The 10,980-nt window shown below is 75.2% G+C and carries 12 protein-coding genes; 9 read left to right on the top strand and 3 right to left on the bottom strand.

The window, feature by feature from the left end; genetic code table 11:
• Positions 1-59: 59 nt before the first annotated feature.
• Positions 60-1,757, top strand: coding sequence for a cholesterol oxidase substrate-binding domain-containing protein (locus ABZ885_RS28070; RefSeq protein WP_360194299.1), 1,698 nt, complete (start codon positions 60-62; stop codon positions 1,755-1,757).
• A 43-nt stretch (positions 1,758-1,800) separates the two neighbouring features.
• Here ABZ885_RS28070 and ABZ885_RS28065 read toward each other — a convergent pair whose 3' ends face one another.
• Positions 1,801-2,463, bottom strand: a complete 663-nt coding sequence (locus tag ABZ885_RS28065; RefSeq protein WP_360194296.1) for an XRE family transcriptional regulator — start codon at positions 2,461-2,463, stop codon at positions 1,801-1,803.
• Positions 2,464-2,532: 69 nt separating this feature from the next.
• On the opposite strand from ABZ885_RS28065, the gene ABZ885_RS28060 reads away from it, so the two are divergent.
• Both ABZ885_RS28060 and ABZ885_RS28055 read left to right on the top strand, forming a co-directional pair.
• Entirely contained in the window at positions 2,533-3,351 is an 819-nt protein-coding gene (locus tag ABZ885_RS28060; RefSeq protein ID WP_360194293.1) for an AzlC family ABC transporter permease, read from the top strand.
• Positions 3,351-3,659 (top strand): AzlD domain-containing protein, encoded by a 309-nt coding sequence (locus ABZ885_RS28055; protein ID WP_360194290.1) that lies wholly within the window; start codon positions 3,351-3,353, stop codon positions 3,657-3,659. Before ABZ885_RS28060 ends, ABZ885_RS28055 begins: the two co-directional genes overlap by 1 nt.
• Before the next feature lie 118 nt (positions 3,660-3,777).
• Here ABZ885_RS28055 and ABZ885_RS28050 read toward each other — a convergent pair whose 3' ends face one another.
• The gene (locus tag ABZ885_RS28050; RefSeq protein ID WP_360194287.1) at positions 3,778-4,101 is read right to left on the bottom strand and encodes a hypothetical protein; all 324 of its coding nucleotides are present in this window, start codon (positions 4,099-4,101) and stop codon (positions 3,778-3,780) included.
• Between the two features lie 40 nt (positions 4,102-4,141).
• Positions 4,142-4,783, bottom strand: a complete 642-nt coding sequence (locus ABZ885_RS28045; protein ID WP_360194284.1) for a GNAT family N-acetyltransferase — start codon at positions 4,781-4,783, stop codon at positions 4,142-4,144.
• 97 nt (positions 4,784-4,880) lie between these two features.
• On the opposite strand from ABZ885_RS28045, the gene ABZ885_RS28040 reads away from it, so the two are divergent.
• The 6 genes from ABZ885_RS28040 (at position 4,881) to ABZ885_RS28015 (ending at position 10,786) form a co-directional block, all read left to right on the top strand.
• On the top strand, positions 4,881-6,071 hold the full coding sequence (locus ABZ885_RS28040; RefSeq protein ID WP_360194281.1) for an acyl-CoA dehydrogenase family protein: 1,191 nt from the start codon (positions 4,881-4,883) through the stop codon (positions 6,069-6,071).
• Between the two features lie 114 nt (positions 6,072-6,185).
• Entirely contained in the window at positions 6,186-6,563 is a 378-nt protein-coding gene (locus ABZ885_RS28035; RefSeq protein WP_360194278.1) for an ADP-ribosylation/crystallin J1, read from the top strand.
• Entirely contained in the window at positions 6,560-7,366 is an 807-nt protein-coding gene (locus ABZ885_RS28030) for an ATP-grasp domain-containing protein (RefSeq protein ID WP_360194275.1), read from the top strand. Before ABZ885_RS28035 ends, ABZ885_RS28030 begins: the two co-directional genes overlap by 4 nt.
• A gap of 280 nt (positions 7,367-7,646) precedes the next feature.
• Complete coding sequence (locus ABZ885_RS28025) at positions 7,647-8,543, top strand: alkaline phosphatase family protein (protein WP_360194271.1); 897 nt, start codon at positions 7,647-7,649, stop codon at positions 8,541-8,543.
• Positions 8,544-8,812: 269 nt separating this feature from the next.
• A complete protein-coding gene (locus tag ABZ885_RS28020; protein WP_360194268.1) occupies positions 8,813-9,295 on the top strand; it encodes a hypothetical protein in 483 nt (160 codons plus the stop codon).
• A 177-nt stretch (positions 9,296-9,472) separates the two neighbouring features.
• The gene (locus ABZ885_RS28015; protein ID WP_360194265.1) at positions 9,473-10,786 is read left to right on the top strand and encodes a multidrug effflux MFS transporter; all 1,314 of its coding nucleotides are present in this window, start codon (positions 9,473-9,475) and stop codon (positions 10,784-10,786) included.
• Positions 10,787-10,980: the final 194 nt, after the last annotated feature.

The following is a 10,980-nucleotide window of genomic DNA, read 5'->3' as shown; positions in this document are numbered from 1 at the left end:
GGGGCGGCTGGCTGCTGCGCGGCACCGTCGGGCCGGACCACGCCCGGGCCGCCACCCCGGTGCCGCCCGCCCTGCCCGCCGGCGCCGAGCTGTACCAGCGCGTCTACCAGAACTGGTCCGGCGAGGTCCGCACCGACCAGCTCTGGACCTGCGCCCCGCGCACCCCCGAGGAGGTGCCGCTGCTCGCCGACTGGGCCCGCGCCAACGGCTGGCGGCTGCGCGCCCAGGGGCACCGGCACACCTGGGCCCCGCTCACCGTCGCCGACGGCACCCCCGAGGCCGCCCGCGTCCTGCTGCTGGACACCACCCGCCACCTCACCGCGATCACCGCCGACTCGCCGGCCACCGTCCGGGTCCAGACCGGCGCGACCATGGAGGCCCTGCTCGCCCACCTCGCCGGGCGCGGCCTCGGCGTCGCCAACTGCCCCGCGCCCGGCGAACTGACCGTCGGCGGGGTGCTCGCCATCGGCGGCCACGGCACCGCCGTCCCGGCCGCCGGTGAGGCCCGCCCGGACGGGCACGGCTACGGCTCGCTCAGCAACCAGGTCACCCGGCTGACCGCGGTCGTCCACGACCCGGCCACCGGCCGCTACGTGCTGCGCACCTTCGACCGCGCCGAGGCCGACAGCGCCGCCTTCCTCGTCCACCTCGGCCGGGCCTTCGTCACCGAGGTGGTGCTCCGGGCCGGCGCCGACCGGCCCCTGCGCTGCGTCAGCCGGCTGGACATCCCGGCGGGCGAACTCTTCGCCCGCCCGGGCGGTACCGGCCTGCTCGGCCGCCCCCGCACCTTCGCCGACTTCGTCGACCGCGACGGCCGTGCCGAGGCGATCTGGTTCGCCTATACCGAGTACCCCTGGCTGAAGACCTGGAGCGTCGCCCCGAACCGGCCGCTGGTCTCCCGTGCCGTCGACGAGCCGTACAACTACCCGTTCTCGGACAGCGTCCCGGAACCGGTCGCCCGACTGGCCGGCCAACTCGTCGCCGGCGCCTGGGCTTCGGCCCCGCTCTTCGGCCAACTCCAGTACCTGATCGCCAAGATCGGACTCACCGGGGACCTCACCGACGTCCTGCTCTCCGGCGGCCTGCTCCGCGACCTGCTCACCGGCGACGTGCTCACCCACCTGCTGGCCGGCGGCCTGCGCTCCGACCTGTGGGGCCCCTCCCGCACCCTGCTGCAGTACGTCCGGCCCACCACCCTGCGGGTCACCGCCAACGGCTACGCCGTCCTGGCGCGGCGCGCCGACCTCCAGTGGGTGGTCGCCGAATTCGCCGACCACTACCGGAAATTGCTCGCCGACTACCGGGCGCGCGGCGAGTTCCCGGTGAACGGCGCGGTGGAGATCCGGGTCACCGGCCTGGACGACCCCGCCTGGTGCGGCGTCCCCGGCGCCCGGCCGCCCCTGCTCTCCGCGCTGCGCCCGCGCCCCGACCGCCCCGAATGGGACACCGCCGTCTGGCTCGACGTCCTCGCCCTCCCCGGCACGCCCGGGCTGCACCGCTTCGCCCGCGAGCTCGAACAGTTCCTGCTGCGCACCTTCGACGGCACCCGGGCCGGGCTGCGGGTCGAGTGGTCCAAGGGCTGGGCCTACACCGACGAGGCCGCCTGGGCCGATCCGGACGTGCTCGACCACGCCATCCCCGCCAGCCACCGCGACGGCGGCGGTCCCGGCTGGGACGAGGCGGTCGCCGTGCTGGACCGCCACGACCCGTACCGGGTGTTCGGAAACCCCTTCCTGGACCGACTGTTGAAGATCTGATCCACCGTCAACCCGTGAGTCCGCGGCGGCGTGGTGTGACGGATCAGACGTGCTCCATCACGATCACCGCCAGCGTGCCCGGCTCCAGGGCGCGGAAGACGTGCGGGGCGTCGCCCGGATAGCTGACGTAGTCGCCCGGGCCCAGCTCCACCGGCGCCCCGGTGGGTCCGGCCAGGGCCCGCCCGGCGCCGAGCAGGACGTGCTCGACCGTGCCCGGCATGTGCGGATCGGAGGCGCGGGTCTCACCCGGCTGTGCCTCGATCCGGTAGATGTCGCGCCGGGCGTTCGGCGGGCAGGAGGCCAGCAGGGTGGCGGCGTAGTCGGCCCGCTCGGAGTGGGTGACCGGCCCCTCGCCCGCCCGGATCACCCGCACCACCGGCCGCGGCGGGTCGATGAGCCGGCTGAACGGCACGTCGAGCGCGACGCCGAGCGCCCAGAGCGTCTCCACGCTGGGGTTGCCGGCGCCCGCCTCCAGCTGGGAGAGCGTGGACTTGGCGATCCCGGCCCGCCGGGCCAGCTCGGCCATCGACAGGCCGGCCCGTTCGCGCTCGCGCCGGATCGAGGCGGAGATCAGGCCGATCAGCTCCGAGCCGGAGCCGGGGGAGCCCGGTCCGGAGGCGCCGAGACTCGGGGTGCCGGGGGTTCGGGTGCCGGGGGTGTCGGGGGTGCCGGACTGCGGGTCCGCCCCGTCGTCGTTGACAGTCATCCGCGTTCGCTCCACAGGTCCATCCGTTCGACTTGACGAACGAAAGCTCTCGGGTTCACTCTACTGGACATGCGTTCGCTCCTCCGAACAGTCGACCGTGTCACGCTCCGGGACATCGCCCTGGTCTGCCTCGCCGACGCACTGGTGGGCGCCTCCTTCGGTGCCATCGGCGTCTCGGGCGGCCTGCCGGTCTGGGTGCCGATCACCATGTCCCTCCTCGTCTTCGCCGGCGGCTCGCAGTTCGCGGCCGTCGGCCTGGTGCTCTCCGGCGGGGGCGCGGTCGCCGCCGTCGCCACCGGGCTGGTCCTCAACGCCCGCCTGCTGCCGTTCGGCTTCACCGTCGCCGACGTGCTCGAAGGCCCTTGGTGGCGGCGCCTGCTGGGCGCGCAGCTGCTGACCGACGAGACCGCCGCCTTCGCCCTGCTCCAGCCCGACCGGCGCCGCCGCCGGGCCGCGTACTGGCTCTGCGGAGTCGCCCTGTTCGCGGTCTGGAACGCCTCCGTCGTCCTCGGCGCGTTCGCCGGCGGCCTGATCGGCGAAACCGGCGCGCTCGGCCTCGACGCCGCCTTCCCCGCCGTCCTGCTCGCCCTGGTCCTGCCCTCGCTCACCGACCGCCGTACCCGCGCCGCCGCCCTGGCCGGCGCCGTCGTCGCGGTCGCCGCCACGCCGTACCTGCCCGGCGGGCTGCCAGTGCTGCTCGCGCTCCTCGGCCTGGTGTTCGCCGGCCGCGGCGCGGCCGCCGGGCCCGACCCGGTGCCGGACGCCGAGCCCGCGCCGGACCCCGAGTCGGTGCCGGACCCCGAGCCGCATCCGGGGAACGGGAAGCCCGTCGGCCGAACGTCCCGGGGCTCCGGACCGTCCGCACCGATCACCGAAGAGGTCCACTGATGCCGCTGCTCGCCATCCTCCTGCTCGCCGCCGGCACCTACGCCTTCCGGATCGCCGGCCCGGCCCTGGGGCACCGCCTCACCCTCTCCGACCGGGTGCGCCACTTGCTCGCGGTGGCTGCCGCCGTGCTGCTGGTCGCCCTGGTCGCCACCGGTGCCCTCACCCAGGGACACGGGTTCGCCGGCTGGGCGCGCCCCTCGGGTGTCCTGGTCGCCGGGCTGCTCGCGCTGCGCCGGGCACCGTTTCCGCTCGTGGTGGTGGCGGGCGCGGCGACCACGGCCGTGCTCCGGCTCTGCGGGGTCGCCTGAAGCCGTCCGCGAAGGCGCCGGATCCCGCCGGCGCGGGCTCGGTACCGCTGGGCCGGTGGGGGATTGGCCGGGGGACGGTCGGTGGGGGACCGCCCGGTGCGGGCCGGGCCGGCGCGGTTCAGCCGGTGCTGCCGTCGGCGGCCAGGCGCTCCTGCTGGATCTCGGGACGCTTGCTGTCCCAGAGCAGCTCCCACACCTTGAACACGCAGTGGTAGTCGCGCATGCTGCCCTTGGAGATCAGCAGGTAGGTGTCGCCGTCCCGGAGCAGCGTGCGCTGCCGGCTGTTGAACGGGTGCGGCGGGGTGTACGCCGGGACGAGCCGCTTCAGCTCGGCGAGGGCCTCCTCGCGGGTGCCCTCGATCTCGGCGAGCACCTTGCTGCCCCAGATCCGGTCGTTGCCGAGGCCCTCGGTCTCCTCGACGACCAGTGCCCAACGCGCCATGGTCCCCCCTCGGTCCGGCTGCCGCGGACTGCCGAAGCGGTCATCCTACCGACGCGCCGGATCCCGGGGAGCCGAGTGCCTTGAAGAAGAGGGTGGTCGGGTGCGGGACGCCCGCCGGGTCGGTCGCGTAGTCGGGCACGGTGCCGACCCTCGTCCAGCCCGCGGCCTCGTACATCCGCTCGGCCGGGCTTCCGGTCTCGGTGTCCAGCACCAGCAGCCGGATGCCGCGACCGGCCGCCTCCGCCTCCAGGGCGGCCAGCAGCGATCCGGCCAGCCGCTGCCCCCGGTCCGTCCGGTGCACCATCAGCTTGGCCACCTCGCCGCGGTGCCGGCCGTTGGCGGGCGTGGCGGGGCGCAGCTGCACCGTCCCGGCGATCCGGCCGACGGCCGGTGCGGTGCCGTTCGTCCAGGCCGTTCCATCCGTTCCGTCGGGGCCGTCCGGGCTGTCCGGGCCGTTCGCGTCCCCGTCGCCCGGGCCGTCCGGGCGGGCCGCCCAGAGCAGCAGCCGTCCGGCCGCGACGTCCGGGACCAGGGCCTGCCACCAGGCCGCCGCGTCGGCGTGGTCCAGCGGTGCGAGGAAGCCGAGCGAGGAACCGCCGTCCACGGTGTCCACCAGCAGGTCCGCCAGCTGCCCGGCCGCGTCCGCCAGTTCGTCCGCCGTCAACCGCCCCACTGTGTACATGCTCACTCCCTCGCCCCCACCCGCAGCCCGGCCCGGTGCGGAATACTCGCCGGTGCCCGCCGAAGATCGAAGACTACAAGGACGACAAGGAGCTTCAATGGCGAAGCCGACCCGGATCGACCCGGCCGACCTGCTCGCCGTCGGCGACCTGCTCACCGACGAGGAACGACTGATCCGCGACACCGTCCGGACGTTCACCGAGGAACGGATCCGCCCGCACCTCGCCGACTGGTTCGAGCGCGGCGTCTTCCCCGCCCGCGAAATCGGCCCCGAACTGGGCGCCCTCGGCGTGCTCGGCATGCACCTGGACGGCTACGGCTGCACCGGCTCCACCGCCGTCGCCTACGGCGTCGCCTGCATGGAACTGGAGGCCGCCGACTCCGGGCTGCGCAGCTTCGTCTCCGTCCAGGGCTCGCTGGCCATGCGCGCGATCCACGCCTTCGGCTCCGAGGAGCAGAAGCAGCGCTGGCTCCCCGGGATGGCCGCCGGCCGGCTGATCGGCTGCTTCGCCCTCACCGAGCCCGACTTCGGCTCCGACCCGGCCAACATGCGCACCCGCGCCCGCCGCAAGGGCGCCGGCGAGAACGCCGACTGGGTGCTCTCCGGCTCCAAGATGTGGATCACCAACGGCAGCATCGCCGACGTCGCGGTCGTCTGGGCGCAGACCGAGGACGGCGTCCGCGGCTTCCTGGTCGAGCCCGGCACCCCCGGCTTCACCGCCACCGACGTGCACGGCAAGCTGTCGCTGCGCGCCTCCGTCACCAGCGAGTTGTCCTTCGACGAGGTCGTGCTGCCCGCCGACGCCGTCCTGCCGGACGTCACCGGCCTGCGCGGACCGCTCTCCTCGCTCAACGAGGCCCGCTACGGCATCCTCTGGGGCACTGTCGGCGCCGCCCGCGACTGCTACACCGCGGCCCTCGACTACGCGAAGAGCCGCGTCCAGTTCGACCGCCCGATCGCCGGCTTCCAGCTCACCCAGCAGAAGCTGGTCGAGATGATGCTCGAAGTGGAGAAGGCCTACCTGGTCGCGTTGCGGATCGGCCGGCTCAAGGACGAGGGCGCAGCCCGCCCGGCCCACATCAGCTTCGGCAAGCTCAACAACGTGCGCGCCGCCCTGGAGATCGCCCGCAGCGCCCGCACGGTGCTCGGCGCCAACGGCATCACCACCGAGTACCCGGTGCTGCGGCACGCCAACAACCTGGAGTCGGTGCTCACTTACGAGGGCACCAGCGAGATCCACACCCTCGTGCTCGGCGAGGCGATCACCGGCGAGTCGGCCTACCGCTGACGGCCGCTCCGCTCCCGCGCGGCAGGCCGGAGACCCGCCGGACTGCCGGAGACCCGCTGGACTGCCGGAAACCCGGTGGCCGGGCCGACCCGGGCCCGGCTACCGTCCCTCGTCATGACCAGTCAGCGGCAACCCGGCGCCACGGCCACCACCACCCTCTGGCGACCCACCGGGCCCCAGGAGTTGGCGCTGGTCGAGGCCGCCGGCTGGCGTGCCTGGCCGCCCCGGCTGCCCGACCAGCCGATCTTCTACCCGGTGCTCAACGAGGACTACGCGATCCGGATCGCCCGCGACTGGAACGTCCCCGCCTCCGGCGTCGGCTACGTCACCCGGTTCGAGGTGGACACCGCCTTCCTGGCCCGCTACCCCGTACAGCAGGCCGGCGGCCGGACCATCCTCGAACTCTGGGTGCCCGCGGAGGAGTTGGACGAGTTCAACCGCCACATCGTCGGCCGCATCGAGGTCGTCCACGAGTTCCGGCCGGCGCGGTGACGCCCCGCCCGCCGGGCGACGGCCCGGTGCTGCTCACCTCGGCGCAGCGGACCAGCACCACGGTCCTGCTCGCCGAGGCCGCCGCCGCGCGCGGGCTGGAGACCGCCGTCCCCACCGGACCCGCCACCGTCGACGGGCTGGCCGGGCGCCCCGTCCACTGGTACGGCGGCCCGCTCGCCGCCGCCCGGATCGCCGGGCCGCTCGGCCTCGCCCTGCTCGAACCCGAGGACGACTGGCTCGCCCGGCTGCCCGAGGAGTTCACCGGCCGGCGGATCGAGCTCACCACGCTCGCCGAGGCCTGGACGCTCACCCGCCCGGCCTTCGTGAAGCCTCCGTCCGACAAGTCGCTCCCGCCGGCCGTCTACCCGGACGGCACCCGGCTCCCGCGCCACGGCGAACGGATCGGGCCGGACACCCCCGTCCTGGTCAGCGACCCGGTGACGTTCGGCGCCGAGTACCGGCTGTTCGTGCTCGACGGGGAGGTGGTCACCGGCAGCCGGTACGCCCGCTTCGGTCGCCTCGACCCCGGTCCGTTCACTGCCGGGGCCGCCGACTTCGCCCGTCGCCTGCTGGCCGAGGTCGGCGCGACGCTCCCCAGCGCCGTCGCCCTCGACGTCGGCTCGCTGCTCGACCCCTACGACCCCGCCGAAGGCTGGGCCGTCGTCGAGGCGAACCTGCCGTGGTTCGCGCACTCCTACGCCGCCGATCCGGCGCGCGTCCTGGACGTGGTCCTGCGTGCCGCCGGGCCGGCCGCCGAGGTGCGGTCCGCCGACCGGCGGTTCGTGCGCTCCGGGCGCGTCTGACAGGCGGGTGGCAGCTGGCGGCTGACAGATAGCAGCTGACAGATAACAGATGACAGATTTCAGCGAACAGAAGTTGAAAGTTGTCATCTGTCAGTCGTCACCCGTCCGCCGCCCGTCCGCCTCCCGCCCGGCCCGCGGGTTGCCTCGCTGCCGCCCGCCGCCGCCCGGACACCCGCCGTTCCGCCGGGCGACACCGGCCGGTCCCGCGGACCGGGCAGCATGTCGCGGTCGGCGGCGCCTGCGGGCGTGCGGCCGGCTGCGCATCGTGAAAGGGAACTCCATGCTCACACCTCCGCTGCCCCGACCCCGGGTCCTCGTCGTCGGGATCGACGGCGTCCGGTACGACCTGCTGGACCAGGTCCCGATGCCGCGACTCGCGGAGGTGGCCGAGGCGGGGTTCCTGGCACCCGTCACGGTGGCGGACTCCACCCCCACCATGTCCGGACCCTGCTGGGCCACCATCGTGACCGGCGTCGAGCCCGCCAAGCACGGCGTCTGGGGCAACCACCTGGGCGGCAACCGGCTCGACGTCTTCCCCGACTTCGCCACCCGCCTCGCCCGCGGGGACCGCCGCCGCACCTTCGTCGCCGCCGGCTGGGACCCGCTGATGATCAACGAGTCCGGTGGCCCGCTGTTCCGCGCACCCGGCCGGCTCTCCTACATCGCCGCCGCCGAGGACACCCCCGAGGCCTGGGAGACCGTCGACGAGGAGGTCACCCGGGAGGCCGTGCACGTCCTCTCCACCGCCGACCCCGAGGCCTCCTTCGTCTACCTCGGCGCCGTCGACGAGACCGCCCACTTCCTCGGCTGCGGCGAGGAGTACCGGGCGTCCATGCGCACCGCCGACGAGCGCCTCGGCCGGCTGCTCGACGCGGTGCGCGGCCGGGCCGGCTACGCCGAGGAGGCGTGGACGGTCATCGTCGTCACCGACCACGGCCACGTCGACGCCGGTGGCCACGGCGGCCGCACCGTCGAGGAGCGCACCGCCTGGGTGGCCTGCTCCGGCCCCGGCATCCCCGCCGCCCCGCCCGTCGGGGAGATCCGCCACCCGGACGTCGCCGCCCAGGTGTACGCAGCCCTCGGCCGGCCCATCGACCCGCACTGGACCCTGGACGGCCGCCCGTTCCCGGTGGCCGAGCCCGCCCCCGCTGCCCCGGCCGTCCCGACGGCCGTCTGACCGGCCGCGCCGCACGGGGGTACGGCCGGCGACCCCGGCTCCGGGGCACCGGCCGTACCCCTGAAGGTGGAGACCGTACCCCTGCGGTCGGAGGAACGGTCGCGACCTCCAGGTGACGCCCCGGCAGCCCACTCCGGGTCAGGATGGACTCACCCCGGAAAACCGGACGGAAGCGGCCCCGGCGCCGCGGGCCGGACGCAACCGGGGCAGCAGCGCGGACACGGGCCACCGCCAGTGGTGGCACCGGACAGGAAAGGGCAGGGCGGGGTATGAGCGGCATCGCGAGCAAGGTCGCACTCGGAGTCGCGGGCACGGGCATGGCCGTCGCCGTCGCGGCCGTCGCGGTCGGCCCACGGGTCTCCGACTGGTACGACGGGCGCCACCAGGAGCAGGCCAGCTACGCCACCGGCACCGACGCCAAGGCCGACCGCCGCACGATGCCGGCCTGGCTGCCGGACAACGCCTCCTCCGTCCGGTACCTGATGTCCACCACCGGCGACGACCGCCTGTTGACCGCCACCCTGCCGGACGGCCGGCTGCCCGCCGGCTGCACCACGGTCACCCCCGGCAAGGGCACCCACCCGATGCCGGCCACGCTGAAGGCGGGCTGGTTCCCGGAGGGCGTCGCCGCCAAGGTCACGGGCACCTGCGGGCACTACAACGTCACCCTGACCGGCAACCAGCTGTACGCCTGGCAGGACGGCGCCGCCGTCCAGGCCGCCCTGCGCGCCGGTCAGCACACCAAGCACTGAGGCGGGCCGGGCGCCGGGGGAGCCGAGGCAGACCCGGGCGCGGGCCGGGCGCAGGGCGCGGGCTCGGTGACCGCCGGCGGTGGTCCGCGTGGCCGCCCCCGGGTGTCGCGGGCCCGGGCCGCTGGGGTAGGACGGAGCGAGGAAACCCAGCGCCCGCCCCGTCCCGTGAGGAGCCCCATGCCTGGTCCGACCGCCGGCCCCGCCGGTGAGACGTCGACCGCCCCCGCCACCCCCACCGGTTCCGGCCCGACCGGCACCGCCGGGCCCGGCCGCGTCACCACCGCCGTCCTCGGCGGCCTGGTCGCCCTCGGCCCGCTCACCACCGACCTCTACCTGCCCGGCCTGCCCGCGATCGCCGACGACCTCGGCGCCGAACCGGCCGCCGTCCAGCTCACCCTGACCTTTTCGATGTTCGGCGTCGCCGCCGGTCAGCTGGTCTTCGGACCGCTCAGCGACCGGTTCGGCCGCCGGCCGCCGCTGCTGGCCGGCCTCGCCGTCTACACCCTGGCCAGCGTCGTCTGCGTCCTCGCCCCCACCCTGCCCGTGCTGATCGCGGCCCGTTTCGTCCAGGGCGCCGCGGGCGCAGCAGGCATCGTGATCGGCCGCGCCGTCGCCCGCGACCGGTTCGCCGGCGTCGCGATGCTCCGCTTCCTCGCCTCGATCAGCCTGATATCCGGCCTCGCCCCGATCCTGGCCCCGCTGGTCGGCGCCCAACTGCTGCGCGTCACCTCCTGGCGCGGCACCTTCGGCGCCCTCACCGCCCTCGGCCTGCTGCTCGCCCTGATCGCCTTCGCCGCCCTGCGCGAGACCCTGCCGGCCGCGGACCGCCACCGCGGCGGGTTCGCCGGCACCCTGCGCACCATGGGCGGCCTGCTGCGCGACCTGCCGTTCCTCGGCCTCGTGCTGACCAGCACCTTCGCGTTCGGCGCGCTGTTCGGCTACATCAGCGGCTCCTCGGTGGTGCTCCAGCACGTCTACCACGTGTCGCCGCAGGCCTACAGCCTGCTGTTCGGCGTCAACTCCCTGGCCATCGTCGCGGTCACCCAGCTCAACGGGCGCGTGCTCGCCCGCCGTTTCACGCCGGTCGCGCTGATGCTCGCCGGACTCGGCACGGCGGTCGCCGCCGGAGTGGCCCTCGTCCTGGTGACCGCCGTCTGGGACCTCGGCCTGCTCGGGGTCTGCCCGGCGCTGTTCGTCCTGATGGGCAGCCTCGGCGTGGTGCTGCCGAACACCGCCGCGCACGCGCTCAGCCTGGTCGCCCCGCAGGCCGCCGGCTCGGCCTCCGCGCTGATCGGCACCGGCAACTTCCTCTGCGGCGCCGTCGTCGCCCCGCTCAGCAGCCTGGGCGGCAAGCCGTCGGCGGTGCTGCTGGCCGTCGTCGTCCTGGCCTGCGCGCTGCTCGCCACCGCCTCCTACCTGGCGTTCTGTCGCCCCCGCCGCCCGGCCACGCCCTCGCCGACGGCGGCGCCGGCCGCCGCCCCGGCGGGTTAGCCGCGATGTGAAGACCCGCCCGGAGGGCGGTGGCGGGTCGTCCCCCACCGGGCGGCCGGGCCGCGCCAACTCCGAGCGGCTGATGCAGCGTTCGACGCTGGTGCGCTGGTTGCAGGCCTCCGGGCGGAGGCCGCTGGGCGGTCGTCGTTGGGGTACGCGCCGCCGGGGGTGGCGCGGCGCGGGGGGGGGGGCGG

The organism is Kitasatospora sp. NPDC047058, from assembly GCF_040643935.1.
Classification (GTDB): Bacteria; Actinomycetota; Actinomycetes; order Streptomycetales; family Streptomycetaceae; genus Kitasatospora.
The sequence above is the reverse complement of the archived record's forward strand: the minus strand, read 5'-3'. Positions and strand labels throughout refer to the sequence as shown.

Bases quoted from the DNA above. Each gene is read 5' to 3' on its own strand.
- ABZ885_RS28065 (WP_360194296.1), bottom strand. From the start codon at position 2,463: ATGACTGTCAACGACGACGGGGCGGACCCGCAGTCCGGCACCCCCGAC.
- ABZ885_RS28060 (WP_360194293.1), top strand. From the start codon at position 2,533: ATGCGTTCGCTCCTCCGAACAGTCGACCGTGTCACGCTCCGGGACATC.
- ABZ885_RS28055 (WP_360194290.1), top strand. From the start codon at position 3,351: ATGCCGCTGCTCGCCATCCTCCTGCTCGCCGCCGGCACCTACGCCTTC.
- ABZ885_RS28050 (WP_360194287.1), bottom strand. From the start codon at position 4,101: ATGGCGCGTTGGGCACTGGTCGTCGAGGAGACCGAGGGCCTCGGCAAC.
- ABZ885_RS28045 (WP_360194284.1), bottom strand. From the start codon at position 4,783: ATGTACACAGTGGGGCGGTTGACGGCGGACGAACTGGCGGACGCGGCC.
- ABZ885_RS28040 (WP_360194281.1), top strand. From the start codon at position 4,881: ATGGCGAAGCCGACCCGGATCGACCCGGCCGACCTGCTCGCCGTCGGC.
- ABZ885_RS28035 (WP_360194278.1), top strand. From the start codon at position 6,186: ATGACCAGTCAGCGGCAACCCGGCGCCACGGCCACCACCACCCTCTGG.
- ABZ885_RS28025 (WP_360194271.1), top strand. From the start codon at position 7,647: ATGCTCACACCTCCGCTGCCCCGACCCCGGGTCCTCGTCGTCGGGATC.
- ABZ885_RS28020 (WP_360194268.1), top strand. From the start codon at position 8,813: ATGAGCGGCATCGCGAGCAAGGTCGCACTCGGAGTCGCGGGCACGGGC.
- ABZ885_RS28015 (WP_360194265.1), top strand. From the start codon at position 9,473: ATGCCTGGTCCGACCGCCGGCCCCGCCGGTGAGACGTCGACCGCCCCC.